Source organism: Cupriavidus sp. 05T313, from assembly GCF_056396665.1.
In genome coordinates, this window is sequence record NZ_JBFTLX010000282.1 from 1 (window position 1) to 19508 (window position 19508).

A 19508-nucleotide genomic window follows, 5' to 3' on the forward strand; every position below is an offset into this window, starting at 1 on the left:
TCGACGAACTCCACCACGCGCGGGTACTTGTAGGCCGCCATATTCTCCTTGGCCCACTCGATGATGTCCTCGGGCGTGGTCTTGCCCCTGGCATGCGTCTTTAGCACCACCACCGCCTTCACCGTTTCACCGCGGTAGGCGTCGCGCGTGCCGATGATGCAGGCCTCCTGCACATCGGGATGCTTGTACAGCAGGTTCTCGACCTCGGCCGGCCACACCTTGAAGCCCGACGCATTGATCATGCGCTTGAGCCGGTCGGTGAGGAAGTAGTAGCCCTCCTCGTCCATGCGGCCCAGGTCGCCGGTGCGGAAGAAGGTCTTGCCCTCGAATTCGATAAAGGCATCGCGCGTGGCATCCGGCTTGCGCCAGTAGCCCTTGAACACCTGCGGGCCGCACACGATGATCTCGCCGACCTCATTGACCGCCACCTCCTTGAGCGTGACCGGGTCGATCACGCGCGCGTCGGTATTGAAGCTTGGCACGCCGAGGCACTGCAGCTTGGGCCGGTCGCCCGGGTTGCTGTGGGTCGGGGCCATGGTCTCGGACAACCCGTAGCCTTCAATGTAGTTCAGGCCGAACTGCTGCTTCAGGCGCTCGGCCACCGCCTGCGGCATCGCCGCGCCGCCGCCGCCGATATAGCGCAGGCTCGACAGGTCGAACTGGTCGAGATTCGGGCTGCCCAGGAAGTCGATGACCATGGTCGGGATGTTGGTCCAGTGCGTGACCTGGTAGCGCGAGATCAGCCGGCCSGCKACTTCRCGGTCCCAGCGCGGCAGCATGACCACGGTGGCGCCGCTATAGATCGGGCCGTTCATGCCGTACTGCATGCCGGTCACGTGGAACAGCGGCAGCACCGACAGGATCGTCGACTCCGCGCCGCTGCCGCTCCAGATGCCACCCCCGACCACGTTATGCATGACGGACCGGTGGGTATGGATGCAACCCTTGGGGAAACCGGTGGTGCCCGAGGTATAGGGCATCACCGCCATGTCGTCCGGGCCGGCGGTATGCGGTCCGGGCACCAGTTGCGCGGCGAGCGCTTCGGCCCACGGCGTAGCGCCGGCGGGCAGCGGATGCTGGGTGGTCAGCCAGGCCGCCGGGGCGTCTTCCGGGTTTTCGTAGCTGGCCGGCAGCGCATCGCTGTATTGCGTGACCAGCAGATGCTGCAGGCGCTCACCGGCCGGCAGCTCGGCGTTGGCCTGCTCGGCCCCGCCGGCGAGATCCGCGCTGCAGATCGCCACGGTAGCCTGCGCATCGCTGATGTAATGCTTGAATTCCTCGGTACGGTTCATCGGGTTCACCGGCACGACCACGGCGTCAGCGCGCAGGATCGCGTAGTAGGCAATGATGAATTGTGGACAGTTCTGCATGTAGAGCAGCACCCGGTCGCCCTTCTTCACGCCCGACTTTTGCTGCAGCCAGCCCGCCACTGCGCTGGCCTGGGCTTCCAGCGCCCGGAACGTGATGGCGTTACCGAAATACCGGATGGCTGCCTTGTCGGGGTAGCGCTGCGCGGAGACCACCAGGTTGTACCAGAGCGAGGTCTCCGGCAGCACGATCTCGGTGGGCGCGCGCTTGGGCCAGAACTGGAAATGCGGGCGCGCGGGCTGGGTGGTCTGCATAAGGGTCTCCTGTGCGGTCTGTCCGACCTGGTCTTGGAATGCAAGTGAAGCAATGAATCAAGGAATATAACCGAACGACCGTTCTATTTTCAATCCATCGCTTACCCTTGCCCATCGTTGCTTCGATGGGCCACGGTTGCAATCGGCGGGTCCCGCCCCAAAATGCGGGAGGTCGGCGCGCAAGGCGCGTCATTGCGCGTTTTCCCTCGCGGCCCCGCCGCGGGTGTGCCACTTTCGAGACTAAGCCATGAGTGACGTAACCCTGCAGAATTTCGAGACGGACGTGATCGAGACGTCGCGCCACATCCCGGTGCTGGTGGATTTCTGGGCGCCCTGGTGYGGTCCTTGCCGCACCCTCGGGCCGATGCTGGAAAAGCTCGAAGGGGAAGCCGCCGGCAAATGGCGGCTGGCCAAGGTGAACGTGGATGAAAACCAGGAACTGGCGGCACATTTCGGCGTGCGCAGCATTCCACACGTGGTGGCATTTGCCGACGGCAAGGCGGCCGACCAGTTCACCGGCGTGCTGCCCGAGTCCGGCCTGCGTGAGTTTATTGCCCGCGTGATGCCCGATCCGGGCCAGGTGGCCCTGCGCGCGGCGCTCGACCATGCCGCCGTGGGCGACCGCGACGCCGCCAGGTCAGCCTTCCAGGCGGCGCTGGCATTCGATCCCGGCTTTGACGCGGCTCGCCTCGAGTACATCGGCTTCCTGCTTGACGAGGACACCCTGGACCAGGCCCAGGCGGAGTTCGGCATGCTGTCGCCGGGCGCGGCCCAGGAGGACGGTTACGCGGCATTGCGCACCCGGATCGAGGCCATGCGCGGCGTCTCCGACCTGCCCGACGCAGCCACGCTGGAGGCCCGCGTCGCCGCCGCGCCCGGCGACCTGCGGGCGCGGCTGGACCTGGCCCGCGCGCTGATCGCACATCGGCAATACGAGAAAGCGCTGGAACAGCTGCTGGCCATCGTGCGGACGGACCGCACCTTCGAGGACGATATCGGGCGCACGGCAATGCTGTCGGTATTCACGCTGATGAGCGACCAGCCCGAAGCGGTTGCGCGCTGGCGCCGGCTGCTGGCCTCGGCGCTCAATTAAACTGCCGGGTGCGTGCGGCGGGCCGGGCCCGCCGCCTTACTTGGCCCTGCCGCCCCTGTTCGCCTTGATCCTGTTCTCGCCGTGACTGCTTCCCCGCCCCGCCTGACCGATTTCCAGACCGCCCCCGAACCGCTGCCCAGCCACGACCGGCCGCGCCCCGACCGGCTGGTCGCCGGCAACCCGGACCGCACCACCTGGACGCACTACAGCGCCAGCCAGGGGGATTTCGACTGCGGTATCTGGGCTTGCGAGCCAGGCGCCTGGCGCATTGCCTTCCCGGCGGGCAAAGAGGAATTCTTCCATGTCATCAGCGGACGCCTGCGCATCAGCGACGACGCCGGCAATGCCCGCGAATTCGGCCCCGGCGACGCCTGCGTGATCCCGGCAGGCTTCACCGGCCTGTTCGAGGTGCTCGAAGCGGTGCGCAAGCACTTTGTCGTGCTGGACCGCGCGGCTGCCAAGGCAGACTAGGCCACCTGCCCGGACGGTGCCTCGATCAGCGTGAAGCCGTTCTCGCGCATGTGGCTGACCATCATCGCGTCCATGCCCTTCACATGCTGGTCGAACCAGCCCGGTAGTTCCGACAGCAGGCGCCGGCCGAGCGCCAGGTCTCCCTGCGCCACTTTCTCGCGTACCGCGCCAGCCACCGCCAGCACCTGCTGGTGCTCGCCGCGATGGCAATGCTGCGGGCCGAAGGCCATCGCCTCCATCCACGCTTCCTCCTGTCCGAAATGATGGCGGGTGTGATCGATCCACTCGTCCAGCGCCGCCAGGAAACGGGCATCGTCCGCGCGCGTGGCGGCATCCAGCAGTTGCACGAATTCGGCGTGGGTGGCGTCGGTCACCGGCTCGCCCAGCAGCAGGTCGGAGGCCAGGGTGGCGGTGCTTGGGGAGGAGGAATCGGTCATATCGAGAGGACAAAAGCGCGCAAACCGCAAGGATACCGAATCCACGCAGGGCGGGGCTGATCCAGGACAAATCGCTGCGCGGCGGGGGCAGCCCGCGCCCGCGGGTTATGCTGACGGCTGGCTCTTTCCTCTCACCAGGCTGCGCCCTGGCTTCCCATGCCCCGACTGCTCTTCTTCTGCGGCCATGCCGGCACCGGCAAGACCACACTGGCCCACCGCCTGATCGGCCCGCTGATGCAGGCCACCGGCGAGCCCTTCTGCCTGCTCGACAAGGACACGCTTTATGGCGCCTACAGCGCCGCGGCGATGGGCGCCTTGACCGGCGACCCGAACGACCGCGACAGCCCCACCTACCTCAAGCACCTGCGCAATGCCGAATACCACGGCCTGCTCGATACCGCGCGCGAGAATCTCGCGCTGGGCATCAGTGTGATCGTCGTGGGTCCGCTATCGCGCGAGGTGCGCGACCATCTGCTGCACGACACCGACTGGCTGCGCGTGCCCGCCGGCACCAGGGTACGCACGCTGTGGGTGCACCTGCCGGAAGACGAGGCCCGCGCCCGCATCGTGCGGCGCGGCAACCCCAACGACGCCTACAAGCTGGCGCACTGGGACGACTACCGCACGCGGCGCTTCATGCCCGCACCGGAGCAGTACCCCGAACTGGCCTACTTCGACAACACCGCGCCGGGCGAGGCCGAACTGGCCGCCCTGCTGGCGCGCCTTGCGGCGTGACGCGAGACCTCAGTCGGGCGCCGTGAGGGCGGCCAGCACACTCGAAGCCGCCACCATCCCGAACACCGCGGTCACCGCCACCGAGGAGCCAAAGCCGGAGCAGGCCAGTCCCTGCGGGCCGGCTGGCGGCGCGGTTGGCGCGGCCGGCGCGCCTTCCGGGGCCTCGTCGATCTCGCAGGACTGCTGTTCGGGCTCGGGATAGCGCAAGGGCTCGTCCGAGTAGACCGCGTCGATGCCGAACTTTCTCTTGGGATTGCGCGGCCAGCCCCAGTCCTTGCGCAGGCTGGAACGCACCTTGGCCAGCAGCGGGTCCTGGACGGTGCGTGAGAAATCGACGACGCGGATACGGGTCGGGTCGAGCTGGCCGCCGGCACCGCCGCAGGTAATGATGCRCCGGCCCTCGCGGCGCGCCCAGCCCAGCATGGCAATCTTGACCTTGACCGAGTCGATCGCGTCGATGATGTAGTCGTACCCGCCAAGCAGTTCCACGACATTGTCCGGGGTAACGAAATCGTCAACCTGCATGACCTGGCAGCGCGGGTTGATCTGCACCATGCGCTCGGCCATGGCCTGCACCTTGGCGCGCCCATAGGCATCGCCCAGCGCGTGGATCTGGCGGTTGGTATTGGATAGCGCGATATGGTCGAGATCGATCAGCGTGACGCGGCCGACCGCGTTGCGCGCCAGCGCCTCGGCCGCCCAGCTGCCCACCCCGCCGATGCCGACCACGCAGACGTTCGCCGCCTCCAGCCGCGCCAGGCCCTCCGCGCCATACAGGCGCGCCACGCCGCCGAAACGGCGGTGGTAGTCGTCGTCCTCCGGGCTCTCGTGGGTAAGGGCCGGCGGCAGTTGCGCCAGTTCCGGCGGGACGGAGGTTTCCGGGACGAGGTTGCTCATTTCTTGCTCGAAGCTTGCTGGTTTTGAAGAGAGACTGGGGGGAAAAGCGCGCATTGAGGCACCTTGTCAGCCAAGCGCCGACAGGAGAACGGGGCGCGCAACTATACAATACCCACAGCCGTGGTTCGACCGCCGCATTGTCTCGCAGACAGCGCGCGGCTGCCCGCGCCAATCAGGAAACCGACCCCATGCCCGTGCGCCGCAAGGCCATTCTCTGGAGTGTACTGACACCGCTGGTGCTCATCGCTGCGCTCGTCGTGGTGATTCTGACCTTCGACTGGAACCGCCTCAAGCCATGGCTTAACCAGAAGGTCTCGGAGGCCATCGGCCGGCCTTTCGCCGTCAACGGCGACCTTACCCTGACCTGGCGCGGCGCCGAGGGCGAAACCGGCTGGCATACCTGGGTGCCCTGGCCGCGCCTTTCCGCGCGCGATATCACCATTGGCAATCCGGAGTGGGCCCGCGAGCCCAACTTCGCCACCGTGCGCGAACTGATCTTCGTGMTGCGCCCGGTGCCGCTGCTCTCCCATCAGATCGCGATTCCCACCATCGTCGTAGACAGTCCCGTAGTCTGGCTGGAGCGGCTGGCGGACCAGCGCAACAACTGGACCTTCGCCACCCCCGCAAGCAAAACGCCTTCGCAGTGGCGGCTGGATATCGGCGAAGTGGCGCTGGCGCGCGGCGATCTCGCCCTGACCGACAAGGCGATGAAGATCGAACTGCAGGCGCGCCTGGACACCATCGGCGACGCGGCCCTCTATGAGAAGACCCGCGACGGCGCGCTGATCGCGCCGCCGGCGTCCGGCGCGGCCGGCACGGGGGCCGCCAGTGCCATCGGCGCATCCGGCCACGCCGGCAGTGCAAGCAGCGCCGGCGGTCCGCGCTACGGCATCCGCTGGAAGGCCACGGGCCGCTACAACGAGACCACCATCAACGCCAGCGGCAAGGCCGGTGCCGTACTGAGCCTGCGCGACGCCAACGTGCCCTTTCCCCTGCAGGCCGATGTCCGGGTCGGCAATACGCGCGCGGTGGTGGAGGGCACGCTGACCAACCCTGCCCACCTCGGTGCGCTGGACATGCACCTGCAACTGTCGGGCGACAATATGGCCAAGCTCTACCCGCTGACCGGCATCGTGCTGCCGAGCACCCCGCCCTACGAAACCCGCGGCCGGCTCGTTGCCACACTGCGCAAGGGCGCATCGGAATACCGCTACGACAAGTTCACCGGCCGCGTCGGCGGCAGCGACCTGAACGGCTCGCTCACGTACACCCAGCGCCAGCCGCGCGCCCTGCTATCCGGCGAGCTGGAATCGAACCAGTTGCGCTTCGAAGACCTGGCTCCGCTGATCGGCGCCGACGCCAAGCCCGGGCAGGCTGCCTCGGACAGCACGGTGCGCCAGCCGGCTGACAAGGCCCTGCCGGTAGCGCCATTCCGCACGGAGCGCTGGGACAGCATCGACGCCGACGTGAAGTTCACGGGCAACCGCATCATCCGCACCACCGACCTGCCGATCACCGACCTCGTCACCCATCTCAAGCTCGACGATGGCGTGCTCACGCTCGACCCGCTGAATTTCGGCGTGGCGGGCGGCAACCTGACGTCGTCGCTGCAACTCGACGGCAAGCGCGAGCCGCTGGCCGCCACCATCGACATGAAGGCGCGCCATCTCCAGCTCAAGCAACTGTTCCCGAAGTTCGAGACAATGCGCGCCAGCATCGGCGAGCTCAACGGCAGCGCCAGACTGAGCGCCACCGGCAACTCGGTGGCCACGCTGCTGGGCACGTCCAATGGCGAAGCCAAGCTGCTGGTGGAGAACGGCACCGTCAGCAAGTTCCTGCTGGAGGCAATGGGCCTGAACGTGGGCAGCGTGGTGATCCGCCAGCTGTTCGGCGACAAGCCGGTGCAGATCAACTGCGGCGTCAGCGATTTCACTTTCACCAAGGGGGTGGCCCGCGCGCGCACCTTCGTCCTCGACACCCAGGACGCGGTGATCGAGACCAGCGGCGCCGTCGACCTCGCCAGCGAGCGGCTTGCGCTCACCGTCCGGCCCGAGTCCAAGGGCCTGCGCATTTTTTCGCTGCGTTCGCCGCTCTACGTGGGCGGCACGCTGAAGAAGCCATCGGTCAGCCCGGACATCGGCGTGCTTGCCTTGCGCGCCGGCGGCGTGGTGGCGCTGGCGCTGGTGGCGCCGGTTGGCRCCGCCATCCTGCCGCTGATCGACCTTTCCACCGCCGACGAGAGCAGCCAATGCGGCAGGCTGCTGGCGGAAATCCGCAAGCGCCCCACCGCGCCGCCGCCCGGCCAGGCCTATCAGGAGCCGGGCACAGGCAGCACAGGCAAGACCGGCCAGAGCGCCGGGCCCCCGCCCTCGCCCGACGCACGGGCCGCGCCCGCCCGGCCAGCGGGTGCGGCGCGCCCCAGCCCACCTCAGCGCGCTACGCCAGAGACTTCCCTGTACCAGGGCGGCTAAGCCGTGCCGGGCTGCCGGCCCGGCGTTGCCTGTCGGCGACACGCGCCCACTGACGAGCATATTCCGCGACGCAATTTCGCAACACTTTGGTGCATAAGCACAGTCTGTCGTTGTATATCGCCCACGCCGCTCGCATAATTAAACAGCCATTTACAACAAAGTCTTCAATACATGGCACGAAGCGGATGTCCGGCGGCGGATTGATTCCGGCGTTGGAGTCCTTCTTGGGTGCGGTTTCGGCCGCACTTGTTTTTTCCGATTTCCTTCCAGCCCCCGCCCCAGCATGACGCCGCTACACGCCACCGTCCCGCCGATCAGTTGCCTGATCGCGCTAACGGTGTGCAACCACGTGGCCTTCAATGCCAGCCGCGTGGTGGTGTCGCTGTTCGCCCTCTCGCTCAAAGCCTCGACCGTCACGCTCGGCATCCTGATGTCGCTGTATGCGCTGCTGCCGATGCTGCTCGCCATCCACGCCGGCAAACGCATCGACGAGATCGGCCCGCGCAAGCCGATGACGGCGGGCTCGCTGATGGTGGCTGCGGGCACGCTGCTGCCGGCGGTGTGGCCGGACATTGCCGCGCTCTATCTCTCCTGCGCGCTGATCGGCGTTGGCTTCATGCTGGTGCAGGTTGCCATGCAGTTGCTGATCGGGCAGATTTCCACCGATGCCACTCGGCTGCGCAATTACACGCTGCACGCGCTGGGCTTGTCGTTCTCCGGCACGCTGGGCCCGGTCGTGATGGGCTACGTGGAAGGTGATTCGCGTTGCATTGCTGGTCGGCGCGGTGGCCTACCTGATCTATCCCTTCGTCACCGCGTTCTGGCTGATGTGCTGCCTGGCCTTCCTGCTCGGGCTGGCGCTGGGCAGCGCCCAGCCCAACGTCATGAACATCCTGCATACGGCCTCGCCCACCGGGCGCGCCGGCGAGGCGCTGGGCCTGCGCTCGGCCGTGCTCAATACCAGCCAGGTAGTGTGGCCGCTGACGTTCGGCGTGGTCGGCACGGCGCTTGGCATGTTGCCGATCTTCCTGTCGATGGCCGGCGCGATGGGTGTGGCGGGCTACTACTCGCGCGGCCAGGCCCGCAAGCTGCCTCCGCCGCCGGCCTGAAGCGCAAGCGGCCTCGCCGGCGACTTGCGCGCGCGCAAATGCGGCTTGCTTCGCTTTCGCTATACTCAAAGCAGACAGGCCGCACGCGCAGGGCGCCTGCCCGCGCGCGGCCTGCTGACTCGATACCTGATCCGACATGACCCAACTCGCCGACCTCCGCCGCACCTACGTACTCGGATCGCTGTCCGAATCCGATGTGGCGTCCGATCCCATCAGCCAGTTCCAGCGCTGGTTCGATGAAGCCATCCACGCCAAACTCCCCGAGCCCAATGCCATGACGCTGGCCACCGTCGACGCCGACGGCCAGCCCTCGGCACGCATCGTGCTTCTCAAGGGCATGGACGCAATGGGCTTCACCTTCTTCACCAACTACGAAAGCCGCAAAGGCCTGGACATTGCCGCCAACCCACGCGCGGCGCTGCTGTTCCACTGGGTGCAACTGGAGCGCCAGGTACGCGTGGAAGGTCGCGTTGAAAAAGTTACCGAAACCGAGAGCGATGCCTATTACGCAACACGGCCACTTGGCTCGCGCCTCGGCGCGTGGGCCTCGGAGCAAAGCCGCGAGGTAGCGGACCGCACGATACTGGAGCAGCGCGAAGCGGATTTCCGCGCCAAGTTCGGCGATAACCCGCCGCGCCCGGCGCACTGGGGTGGCTATCGCGTGGTGCCGACCCGGATCGAGTTCTGGCAGGGGCGGCCTTCGCGCCTGCACGACCGGATCGCCTACCGGCTGCAGGCGGATGGTGCCTGGCAGATCGTGCGCCTGTCGCCCTGAACGCGGTGCCGGCCGCCAAGGCCGCGCACTGCACAATATTAAGATTTGTCGTAAAGTGGATAAAGGTCGCCACCGGGAGGCGGCGGCCGCCACGAGCAGGCCCCGCCTGCCCGCTGCTGTGAGTTCGAGGAGTGTGCCGCAACCTGTCAGGAGGGAGGCCGCATGTTTTTCAAGCAAGCACTGGACAAGCAACTGGACCACTGGATCGCCGATCTGCGCGATCGGGCCAATCTCCCTGTCAGGCTGCGCCTGTGGAACGGCAACGAGTATCCGCTCGGCCGCTTCGAGCAGCCGGCGGTGACGCTCACGGTACGCGAGGCGGGCGCGCTACCCCTGCTGCTGACGCCCAGCCTGGATAATCTCGGCGAAGCCTATGTGCAGGAGAAAATCGATCTCGACGGCAAGCTGAGCGACATCATCGCCGTGGCGTACCGTTTCTCGGCGGCCGCCAGCGCACAGGCCGGCGGCGCGCTGGCGCGGGTGGCACGGCACTTCGCGCACACCAAGGCAGCCGATAAAGCCTCCATCCAGTACCACTACGACGTTTCCAATGAGTTCTACCGGCTCTGGCTCGATCCGGGCATGGTCTATTCCTGCGCCTATTTCGAGCATGGCAACGAAGATCTCGCCACCGCGCAGCGCAAGAAGATCGACCACATCCTGACCAAGATCCGGCTGCAGCCAGGCCAGACGCTGCTCGACATCGGCTGCGGCTGGGGCGCGCTGGTGATGCGCGCGGCGGATAAGTTCGGCGCGCGCTGCGTGGGCATCACGCTGTCGCAGAACCAGTTCGACCTGGCCACCGAACGCGTCAGGCAGGCAGGGCTGTCGGACCGCATCGAGATCCGCCTGCAGGATTACCGCGATACCGCCGGCACCTTTGACCGCATCACCAGCGTCGGCATGTTCGAGCATGTGGGCAAGAACAACCTGACCGCTTACTTCAGCCGCATGCGCGATCTGCTGGCCGACGACGGCTACGCCATGAACCATGGCATCACGTCGCCCGATCCCGACAGCGGCGCCACGCCCATGGACGGCTCCGAGTTCATGGATCGCTACGTCTTCCCGCAGGGCGAGCTGCCGCACATCGGCATGGTGCTCAACACGCTGCAGCGCGGGGGCCTGGAGGCCACCGATGTCGAACTGATTCGCGGCCACTACACGCGCACGCTGCGCCACTGGGCGGATAACTTCGAAGCCCAGGGTGATACCATCCGCGCCATGGTGGGCGAAAAGAAGTACCGCATCTGGCGCATCTACCTGGCAGGATGCGGGCATGCCTTCGACACCGAGAAGATGTCGATCTACCAGGTGGTTTGCCACAAGGCCGGCCTGCCGTCGCAGAGCTTGCCCTGGTCGCGTCGCTATATCTACGACAAATCGCTTGACTGAAGCTACTTGACTGAAGACCTGTTCGGCGGCCTGCCGGAGCCAGCGGCGCCGCCCGCTCACGGCACTACCGCAACCAGTGCCAGGGCGAACCCGGCAACGCCTGCCACCAAACCCGCGCGCGGCAAGATCGTGCAGGCGCCGCAGCCGGACCCTGCCCTGCTGGCGCTGGCGGAGCGCCTGCCGGCCGGCCTGCATCTCGGCACGTCGTCATGGTCCTATGGGGGCTGGAACGGGCTGGTCTACCAGGGCGAATACAGCGACAGCCTGCTCTCGCGCAAGGGGCTGGCCGCCTACTCCCAGCATCCCTTGCTGCGGGCCGCCGGCATCGATCGCGGCTTCTATGCACCGATTCCGCTGGCCGACCACGTGGCCTACGCGGCCCAGGTGCCGGCACATTTCCGCTTCCTGGTCAAGGCTCCGGCGAGCGTCTGCGATCCGTGGCTGCGCACGTCCGAGGGTGCGGGCCGGCTCGCCAATGCCAGCTTCCTGGATGCCTCGATCGCCGCGCGGGATTTCGTGGCGCCCGCCACCGCGGGCCTCGACACCAAATGCGGGCCTTTGCTGTTCCAGCTCTCGCCGCTGGGCGCGATGGCCGCGGACAGTGCCGGCTTCCTGTCGCGGCTCGACGCCTTCCTCGGCGCCCTGCCGCCACTCGACCCCGGCGCCACGCCGCACGCCTGCTACGCGGTGGAACTGCGCGACGCCAGCCTGCTCACGCCCCGCTTTATCAAGTTGCTGCGCGCACGCGGCGTACGTTTTTGCCTGTCGGCGCGCGAGCGCATGCCGCCCGCGGAACGGCAATTGCCGGCGCAGGCGCTGATGGACGAAGGTGAGCCCGGTCCCCTGGTGTTGCGCTGGATGCTGCATGCCGGCTTTGCCTATGAGCAGGCCGAATCCCGCTACGCGCCGTTCGACCGGCTGATCGACGAAGACCCGCATACCCGCGCGGTGATCGCGGAGCAGGTGGTACGCACGCTGCGGGCGGGCCAGCCCGCCTACGTGATCGTCAGCAACAAGGCCGAAGGCTCCGCGCCGCTGACCTGCCTGCGCCTGGCCGAAGCGATTGCCGAACGGCTGGCCGGCAGCTAGCCGCCGGCCAGCACCTCAGCGATTCAGGAGGTGGGCGAACTTTTGCCGGAACTTGGCCAGCTTGGGCGAGATCACGAAGGAGCAATAGCCCTGGTTCGGGTGATTCTGGTAGTAGTTCTGGTGACTTTCCTCGGCGCGCCAGTACGGCTGCGCGGGCTCGATCTGCGTCACCAGCGGCGCGTCGTAGAGCTTCTGCGCGGTCACCTCGCGCATCACGTACTCAGCCATGGCACGTTGCGGCTCGGTGTGGGTGAAGATGGCCGAGCGGTACTGCGTGCCCACGTCGTTGCCCTGCCGGTTCAGCGTGGTGGGATCGTGGATGGCAAAGAAGATCTCAAGGATCTCGCGATACTTGATCACCGAAGGGTCGAAGCTCACGCGCACCACTTCGGCGTGTCCCGTGTCGCCGTCGCAAACCTGCTCGTAGGTCGGATGGTTCACGTGCCCGCCGGTGTAACCCGACTCCACGGCGCGCACGCCCTTGACTTGCTGGTACACCGCCTCCAGGCACCAGAAGCAACCGCCCCCCAGGGTGGCAATTTCCCGCTCGTTGTCCATCTTGATTCTCCGGCTCGTGACAATAGCTAGCATACTCGTTCGGCTCCAGGCCTGCCGCCGAAGTATGGCTCGCCGGACCGGGTGACCGCGCCGGAGTCTTGCCGACGCTATTTGATGGGCAAGGCGACCGGCCGGATGGGCGCGGCATCGGCGCCGCGGAACTTCAGCGATGCGCCGATAAAGGCGAACTGGTAGACGCGGTCGCGCGACAACGCCTCCAGGTTCACCAGTTCGATAATCGGTGCGCCCTGCTGCGCCAGCAGATAGGTGTGCACCGGGATGTAGTTGTCGGGCACTTCCGCCGGGAAGGTCTCGAAGCTCAGGTTATCGGCGCCGACCACCATGGCGCCGCCCTCTTCCACGAGAAACCTGGCCGCATCCAGGCCAAGGCCCGGCGGGTTGGCCATGTACGCCTGGGCATTTTCATAATGTTGCATGCGCCCCGTGCGGATCAGCACCACGTCGCCTTTCTGCAGCCCTGTGCCTTGCATGGCCAGCGCGTCGCGCAGGTCCTGCCGGGTCACCCGGTAGTTGTCGGGCAGCATATCCAGTCCCTTGGCCGCGGCTACGTCGATCAGCACGCCGCGGGCGACGATCGGCGGCAGCTTCTCCGCGCCGGTGACTTTCCAGCCGCGATCGCCCAGGTGCTCGGCGGCGGAATAGCCGTTCCAGATCTTGCCGTTCAGGCCGAAGTGATTGAGCGCGTCGATATGCGTGCCCATGTGCGCGTACATGGAAACTGCCGACCCGCTGTAGCTGACATGCCGGTTCATCGCCTCGCCCACCTGCATGGAGTCGGCCACCAGGTTGCCGTGCGGGGTATGGGTCATCCACATCTGGTACGGCGGGTCGCCGGCCGCCTGCCAGCTCGGCATGCCGATGAAGTAGTCGACCGCCAGATCGTAGGCCTGCGCGCCCGAGACGCGCGCCATGATGGCCGCGTGCGAGGCCGGGGTGATCAGGTTGAGCCGGCCTATCTCATCCTTGGGGCCCCAGGGGCTGACGCCTACCTGAGGCGCCGCGGCGGCGGCACCGCTCAGCACGGCTAACAACATCGACAGGGAAAACCTGGCGAACCGGCGCCCGGCGGCGCGGGCGGGATGGGACGGGATGGATTGCGACATGGGAACTCCTGAAAGGTTGGCGCTTTCCACGGCCACGTGGAAGCCATGTCGCCATCCTATTAGGCATTCTTCGGTAGATAATCTGCGCATTCAGACAAACATATTCAACCCAAGGGAAAATATATGGATTTGCTTGCGGCCATGCGCACCTTCCGCCGGGTCGTGGAGCGCGACAGCTTCAGCCAGGCCGCCGCCGATCTCGGGCAATCAACCGCGGCGGTCAGCAAGCAGGTGCGTCAACTGGAGGCGCGCCTGGGCGCGCTGCTGATCCTGCGCACCACGCGGCGCATGAGCCTGTCGGAAACCGGCCGCGCCTACTTTGCCGAATGCTGCCGCCTGCTCGACGAGCTGGATGCGCTGGAGCGGGCCACGGCGGCGGGCAAGGAGGAGATCAGCGGCCGCCTGCGCGTGAATGCGCCGCTCTCATTCGGCCTCAAGGTGCTTTCGCCAATCCTGGTGGCATTCATGACGCGCTACCCGCAGCTGCAGGTCGAGCTGACCCTGGACGACCGGCTGCTGGACGTGGTGTCGGAGGGTTTCGACGTGTCGCTGCGCATCCGCTCCGCGTTGACGGACTCGTCCCTGATCGCAAGGCGGCTGGGCGAGGTCGAGCAGTTCATCTGCGCCGCACCCGGCTACCTGGCAGCCCGCGGCACGCCGCGCAGCGTCGAGGACCTGCGCGGCCACGATTGCCTTGCCTACCAGTTGGCCGACTATCCGGGCAGCTGGCACCTGGAGGGGCCGCTGGGAACCACCAGCATCGAAGTACCGGCCCGCTTCTCGGCGAACAACAGCCTGCTGCTCAGCGACATGCTGCTGGCCGGGATGGGCATCGGCGCGCTGCCTTCGTTCATCGCGCTGCCGTTGCTGGCGCGCGGCGAGCTGATCAGGGTGCTGCCTGAGCATGCGCTGGCCGGACGCAGCATCTACGCGCTTTATGCGAGCCATCGCCATCTGCAACGCAAGGTCGGCATATTCATGGACTTCCTGGCGGAGGCCTTGCGGGGTCAATAGCAGGCGCGCGCGGCCTGGCGCGCGTCAGCCAGACGGCATGGCCAGCATGGCCCGCAATTGCGGCTTGAGTACCTTGCCTAGCGCGCTCTTGGGCAGGCTGTCGAGCAGCACCACCCGCCGCGGCAGCTTGAAGCGCGCAATGGAYAAGGCCAGCGTTTCGCGCAGCGCCTCTTGCGCCAGCGCGGCGCGGTCCGCCCCCGCGGCCGGCACCACGACCGCGACCGGCACTTCGCCCCAGCGCGGATCGGGCAGGCCAACCACCGCGCAGTCCTGCACGCCGGGCAGGCCCAGCAGCACATTCTCGATCTCGGCCGGATAGATGTTCTCGCCGCCGGAGATGATCATGTCCTTGCTGCGCCCGACCACTTCGATACAGCCGTCGGCATTTCGATGGGCTAGATCGCCGGAGTGGAACCAGCCGTCATGGAAGTCCGGATGGTCCGGCTGCCGCCAGTAGCCCTGCATCAGGTTGGCGCCGGCCAGCCAGAGTTCGCCGACTTCGCCATCGGCCACCTCGGTGCCATCCGCGCCGGCCAGCCGCACCCGCACCTCCGGCTGCGGCCAGCCTGCGTAGCCCGGCCGCGCCATGGCCTGGTCCAGGCGCAGGACGACCGATACCGGTCCCGTTTCAGTAGCGCCGTAGACCTGCCCCAGCGGAACGCCGCGCGCGTGAAAGGCATCGATGTACGCGCGGGGAATGGGCGAAGAGCCCGCCATCACGCCGCGCAGCGAGGATAGATCCGCCCGCGGCCAGCCGGGATGCTCGAGCACCGCGCGCAGCGTGGCCGGCACCATCAGCGCCAACGTGGCTCGCGTCTGCGCCAGTGCAGCGAGCCAGGCATCCGGCGCGAAGCGCTGGTGCAGCGTCACCTGCGCCCCGGCCAGCAGCGCCGGCAAGGTCTGGATGCAAAGGCCGCCAACATGGAACAGCGGCAGCGCCGACAAGATATGGTCGTCCTGCGTCATGCCGTGCGCCCACCAGCTCGCGCGGGCGTTGGCCAGCAGGCCAGCCTGCGTATGCAGCGCGCCCTTGGGCTGGCCCGTGGAGCCGGAGGTGTAGACCAGCAGCAGTGGTGCCTGCCCGGGCGGCTGCGATGGCTGCGGCAGCCGCGTGTCCAGCGCTGCCGGCCGGTCGATCAGGCTGTCGATGGGCGCGTGCATGGCAGCTGCCGCCACCTCCGCCGCGGTCTGCGCGTGCGGAGCGTCGTGAAACAGCATGCGAATGCCCGCATGCGCGGCGATAGCGCTCAACTCCGGCACTGCCAGGCGAAAATTCAGCGGCACGAAGATGGCCCCGAGCCTGGCGCACGCGAACAGCAGCGCGAGTTGCAGATCGTGGTTCAGGCACAGCGTGGCCACACGATCGCCCGGCCGCACGCCCCAGGTGCCGGCCAGGTGGGCGCATGCGCGCTCCACGCGCCGCCACAGCCTGCCATAGCTGATGGTGCGGCCCTGGCTATGCAGCGCCGGACGCTGCGGTGCGACGCTCACGTGCGCATGCAGCGCGCGCAGCAAGGCGCCCGGATCCGGGGTGCCGGCGAAGAGCCGGTCGGCACGCTCGCTCATTCGTCGCGCTCACCCGCTTCGTAGAGCGCCTCGCGGCCCATGCGGTCCATGATCAACTCCGCGGTCCAGGGCAGCATCAGCGCGCCGCAGCGCGAATCGCGATAGAGGCGCTCCAGCGGCAGGTCCTTAAGCATGGACTGGCCGCCGCAGGTGCGGATCGCCAGCCGGGCGATATCGTTGGCGCCTTCCATCACCGTGTAGTGGGCGGCGTACAGGCGCATGCGCGCATCCTTGGACGGACTGGCGCAGGCTTCGTGAATCACGCGCCAGAAGATCGAGCGCATGCTCTCTAGCTGGATACGCATCTGCGCCACCGCGATCTGCTTGGTGGGATACATGCGGCGCTTCACCGGCGGCTGGCCCGGCACTTCGCCGCGCAGGTACTGCACGGTGAAATCGTAGGCGGCCTGCGCCACGCCGAGATAGGTGGGCGAGAGCGTGAAGAACATCGCCGGCCAGGACTGCGCAGCCTTGTAGTGGTGCCGAACGGCGCGCGCCCGGCGGCAGCCGCCGAGCCTTCGGAGAAGGGCTGGGCATAGATCGCGCCGTCCCTGACCACGCGGGCGAAATGCAGTTCCCGCCGCGCCTCGTGTTCGGCACGCTGCTCAGGCGTCATGGCGATGCCGTCGGCCAACATGCCGGTCCACATGGTGGAGCAGATATGCATGTTGTAGGTCAGCGCGGTGGCGCCGCAGAAGCGGCCGATCTCCGCGCCCACCATGCAATAGGTGGCAAAGTCCGCGCCCTCGCCGCCGAACTCGCGCGGCACGCACAAGGCCAGCAGCCCGGCTTCGCGCAGGTCGTCGTAGTTGGCAAAGGGGAAGCTGGCCTCGCGGTCCCACTGCGCCGCGCGCGGGGCAAAGCGTTCGCGGCCCAGCCGGTTGGCCAGTGTCAGCAGGCGCGCCTGCGTTTCGGTGAAATCGGCGCTGCCGACGGCAGGGATGAAGTCCAGTGGCATGTCTGTTGTCTCCCGGGGCGCCGCTTGCACGCGGCGATGCCTCGTTGGTATTTTTCTGTGCTCGCTGACTGGCGGCGCCGTATTCAGCGCGCGGGGAAATGCCGGCCGAGGAAGCCCAGCACGGCGGCATTGAAATCCACCGGCCGCTCCATGCAGGCCAGGTGCCCCACGCCCGGCAGGCAAAGGTACTCGGCGCCGGCGATCTTCTGCGCCATGCGCTCCATCACGGCCGGTGCCGCATTGGCATCGTGCTCGCCCGCCAGCGCCAGCACCGGCACGCCGATGCGCGCGAGCATTTCGCGCCGGTCGAAACGCACCAGCGCCTGCAGCGCGGCGCGATAGGTGTCTGGCGGCACCGCTGCCATCACGCTGGCCGCGAACGCCACCGCTTGCGCATCGGCATCCGGCGCGACCATGGCGCGCACCAGTCCGGCCGCCATCTGCGCCATCGTCTTGCCGGCATCGAGCGGTGCCGTGCGCGCTGCAACGAAATCGCGCTGCCACTGCCCGTCGGCCTTGCCGAACGCGGGCGAGGTACCGGACAGCACCATGCCGTCGATCAGGCCGGGCATGGCTGCGTAAGCTTCCTGCGCCACCATGCCGCCCATGCTGTGGCCCAGCAGCACGACGCGCCTGCCGGCATCGCGCTCGGCCTGGAGTACCGGCTGCAAGGCTTGCGCCAGCCCGGCAAAATCGTAAGGCGCGATCAGGGCGCTATCGCCATAGCCTGGCATGTCCCACGCTACCGCGCGATAACCCGCCTGCGACAGCGCATCGAGTTGTGCCGGCCACGCTGCCTTGCCGCCGCCGATGCCATGCAGCATCAAGACGGCTACCGGCCCTGTGCCCTGTGCGACCACGGCAACGCCATTGGGGAGAATCTGGAGATTCGTGTTTGCGTTCATGCTCAGGCATCCGCCTTGGTGGATGGGCTTGGACCGGCAAGCCGGCCCTCGTCGACCTCGCCCGCGCCGTCGAGCGTGATCGTGCAGTTGCGCAGCGGCAGGTCGAAGTGGCCCAGCGTATGGCGGCCGGCCACCTCGTTGGCGCCGGTGGAATAGAGGAAGTTGCCGGCGAAGGCGCGCAACTCTGTCCCGTTGCAGTCGCGCTTGTCATAGAAGGTCATGGCATCCCAGCGGGCCTGCGGGTTCAGGCCCCAGCCCACATGCGAGACCGCATAGGCATCGCGCGTGCCTTCGCGGTCAGCCCAGGCTGCGTAGTAGCCGCGCATCATGTCGGCGTCCATGCCCTGCCCTTCGATGCCGACCATGTAGTCATCCTCGATATGGCAGACGATGGTGTCGCGCAGGTAGGTCTTGAAGGTCAGGTTGACGTCGCCTGACGCCAGCACCAGGGTGCCGTTGACCTGCCCGCCGGCGGGGAATGCCAGGCAAAGGCCGCCCGGCCAGTGCGCGACCTGGCCCGGCTTGTTGCAGTAGCCCCAGACACCGCCCACGCGCGCGCTTGCCAGGCCGACGCGCAACTCGGTGCCTGCCGCCGAGTGCACGCGCATCTCGCGCGCGCCGCGCAGCCGCTTCATCGCGGCGCGCACGCTGCCCTCCAGCGCGGGATCGGGCAGGCAGCGCTCCAGGATTTCGGGGTGTTCGTTGCTGACCATCAACAGGCGCGGCATGATGCCGTCGGCGCCTTTCAGGATCAGGGGCAGTTCGGGCGCATGGAGCAGGCCCTCCACGGTGCAATCGATCACCAGGTGGCAGCGCTGCAAGGCGGCTACCACGGGTGCCAGCTGCTGCAGGGCATCGCTGGCCCCGGTGGAACGCACCGGCGCTGGCGCCTGAAGCACCGGGGACGGTACCCGGAGGCGCACCGGCGTGGCGCCGAGCGATTGCACGGCCAGTTCAGCCAACTCCACATTGACGCGTCGGGATTGGGACTCCGTTACAATCCCAACCACTTCCTGGGCGGTCAGGGCGCACAGTTCAAGGGTGCGCCGAAAAGCCGCCAGCCAGCGGTGCTCGATTTGCTCGATGAGCATTTGTCTCCTCCTGGTGCGATCCTGCCGTGGTCTTGGCATGGTCCCGGCGGCAGTCTTGGTGGGTCTGCCCACCGATGCCGCCGCCGGGCGCATTAGCTTGTGCTTGTGATTCTTGTCGCTGGCGCAAATAATATATGAAATTTCATGGATCCCAGTGGAGCCCGCACGATGGGCATGCCTGAGGCCTCCGGCAAGGCC

Annotated in this window: 16 protein-coding genes and 2 pseudogenes; 9 read left to right on the forward strand and 9 right to left on the reverse strand. The window is 67.3% G+C overall.

Annotated elements, in window-relative coordinates; translation table 11 throughout:
- On the reverse strand, positions 1-1622 hold a 1622-nt coding region (locus tag AC1DKD_RS35645; protein WP_477144333.1), incomplete at its 3' end, for a long-chain fatty acid--CoA ligase.
- Positions 1623-1869: 247 nt separating this feature from the next.
- Between AC1DKD_RS35645 and trxA the strand changes: the two genes are divergently transcribed.
- The gene (trxA, locus tag AC1DKD_RS35650) at positions 1870-2715 is read left to right on the forward strand and encodes a thioredoxin (protein ID WP_477111652.1); all 846 of its coding nucleotides are present in this window, start codon (positions 1870-1872) and stop codon (positions 2713-2715) included.
- Between the two features lie 81 nt (positions 2716-2796).
- Positions 2797-3186 (forward strand): cupin domain-containing protein, encoded by a 390-nt coding sequence (locus AC1DKD_RS35655; RefSeq protein WP_045236051.1) that lies wholly within the window; start codon positions 2797-2799, stop codon positions 3184-3186.
- On the opposite strand, the gene AC1DKD_RS35660 is transcribed toward AC1DKD_RS35655, so the two are convergent.
- Entirely contained in the window at positions 3183-3623 is a 441-nt protein-coding gene (locus AC1DKD_RS35660) for a bacteriohemerythrin (protein WP_441624780.1), read from the reverse strand. The genes AC1DKD_RS35655 and AC1DKD_RS35660 overlap by 4 nt on opposite strands.
- A gap of 156 nt (positions 3624-3779) precedes the next feature.
- On the opposite strand from AC1DKD_RS35660, the gene AC1DKD_RS35665 reads away from it, so the two are divergent.
- A complete protein-coding gene (locus tag AC1DKD_RS35665; protein ID WP_477111653.1) occupies positions 3780-4358 on the forward strand; it encodes a P-loop nucleotide/nucleoside kinase family protein in 579 nt (192 codons plus the stop codon).
- 9 nt (positions 4359-4367) lie between these two features.
- On the opposite strand, the gene tcdA is transcribed toward AC1DKD_RS35665, so the two are convergent.
- The gene (gene tcdA, locus AC1DKD_RS35670; RefSeq protein ID WP_477144334.1) at positions 4368-5255 is read right to left on the reverse strand and encodes a tRNA cyclic N6-threonylcarbamoyladenosine(37) synthase TcdA; all 888 of its coding nucleotides are present in this window, start codon (positions 5253-5255) and stop codon (positions 4368-4370) included.
- A gap of 188 nt (positions 5256-5443) precedes the next feature.
- Between tcdA and AC1DKD_RS35675 the strand changes: the two genes are divergently transcribed.
- The 5 genes and pseudogenes from AC1DKD_RS35675 to AC1DKD_RS35695 all read left to right on the forward strand — a co-directional run bounded on the left by AC1DKD_RS35675 (position 5444) and on the right by AC1DKD_RS35695 (position 12094).
- Positions 5444-7726 carry an AsmA family protein gene (locus tag AC1DKD_RS35675; protein ID WP_477144335.1) on the forward strand — a complete coding sequence of 761 codons (2283 nt, stop codon included), beginning with the start codon at positions 5444-5446 and terminating at the stop codon, positions 7724-7726.
- 283 nt (positions 7727-8009) lie between these two features.
- A pseudogene (locus AC1DKD_RS35680) lies at positions 8010-8835 on the forward strand (MFS transporter).
- Positions 8836-8971: 136 nt separating this feature from the next.
- The gene (gene pdxH, locus AC1DKD_RS35685; protein WP_441624790.1) at positions 8972-9610 is read left to right on the forward strand and encodes a pyridoxamine 5'-phosphate oxidase; all 639 of its coding nucleotides are present in this window, start codon (positions 8972-8974) and stop codon (positions 9608-9610) included.
- 162 nt (positions 9611-9772) lie between these two features.
- Positions 9773-11005 carry a class I SAM-dependent methyltransferase gene (locus AC1DKD_RS35690; RefSeq protein WP_441624792.1) on the forward strand — a complete coding sequence of 411 codons (1233 nt, stop codon included), beginning with the start codon at positions 9773-9775 and terminating at the stop codon, positions 11003-11005.
- A 6-nt stretch (positions 11006-11011) separates the two neighbouring features.
- The gene (locus AC1DKD_RS35695) at positions 11012-12094 is read left to right on the forward strand and encodes a DUF72 domain-containing protein (RefSeq protein WP_477111656.1); all 1083 of its coding nucleotides are present in this window, start codon (positions 11012-11014) and stop codon (positions 12092-12094) included.
- Positions 12095-12109: 15 nt separating this feature from the next.
- Here AC1DKD_RS35695 and msrA read toward each other — a convergent pair whose 3' ends face one another.
- Together msrA and AC1DKD_RS35705 are read right to left on the reverse strand one after the other, a co-directional pair.
- Positions 12110-12652 carry a peptide-methionine (S)-S-oxide reductase MsrA gene (gene msrA / locus AC1DKD_RS35700; RefSeq protein ID WP_045236043.1) on the reverse strand — a complete coding sequence of 181 codons (543 nt, stop codon included), beginning with the start codon at positions 12650-12652 and terminating at the stop codon, positions 12110-12112.
- A 107-nt stretch (positions 12653-12759) separates the two neighbouring features.
- Positions 12760-13707, reverse strand: coding sequence for a cyclase family protein (locus AC1DKD_RS35705; RefSeq protein WP_441625006.1), 948 nt, complete (start codon positions 13705-13707; stop codon positions 12760-12762).
- Between the two features lie 192 nt (positions 13708-13899).
- Here AC1DKD_RS35705 and AC1DKD_RS35710 point away from each other — a divergent pair, with 192 nt between their 5' ends.
- Entirely contained in the window at positions 13900-14790 is an 891-nt protein-coding gene (locus tag AC1DKD_RS35710; protein ID WP_441624794.1) for a LysR family transcriptional regulator, read from the forward strand.
- A 24-nt stretch (positions 14791-14814) separates the two neighbouring features.
- Here AC1DKD_RS35710 and AC1DKD_RS35715 read toward each other — a convergent pair whose 3' ends face one another.
- The 4 genes and pseudogenes from AC1DKD_RS35715 to AC1DKD_RS35730 form a co-directional block, all read right to left on the reverse strand.
- On the reverse strand, positions 14815-16356 hold the full coding sequence (locus AC1DKD_RS35715) for a class I adenylate-forming enzyme family protein (RefSeq protein WP_441624796.1): 1542 nt from the start codon (positions 16354-16356) through the stop codon (positions 14815-14817).
- Positions 16353-17314: pseudogene (locus AC1DKD_RS35720) on the reverse strand (acyl-CoA dehydrogenase family protein). The gene AC1DKD_RS35715 and the pseudogene AC1DKD_RS35720 overlap by 4 nt, the downstream one beginning before the upstream one ends.
- Positions 17315-17397: 83 nt before the next feature.
- On the reverse strand, positions 17398-18219 hold the full coding sequence (locus tag AC1DKD_RS35725; protein ID WP_441624799.1) for an alpha/beta fold hydrolase: 822 nt from the start codon (positions 18217-18219) through the stop codon (positions 17398-17400).
- Positions 18220-18221: 2 nt separating this feature from the next.
- Positions 18222-19310 (reverse strand): 2,5-dihydroxypyridine 5,6-dioxygenase NicX family protein, encoded by a 1089-nt coding sequence (locus tag AC1DKD_RS35730; RefSeq protein ID WP_477111658.1) that lies wholly within the window; start codon positions 19308-19310, stop codon positions 18222-18224.
- Positions 19311-19508: the final 198 nt, after the last annotated feature.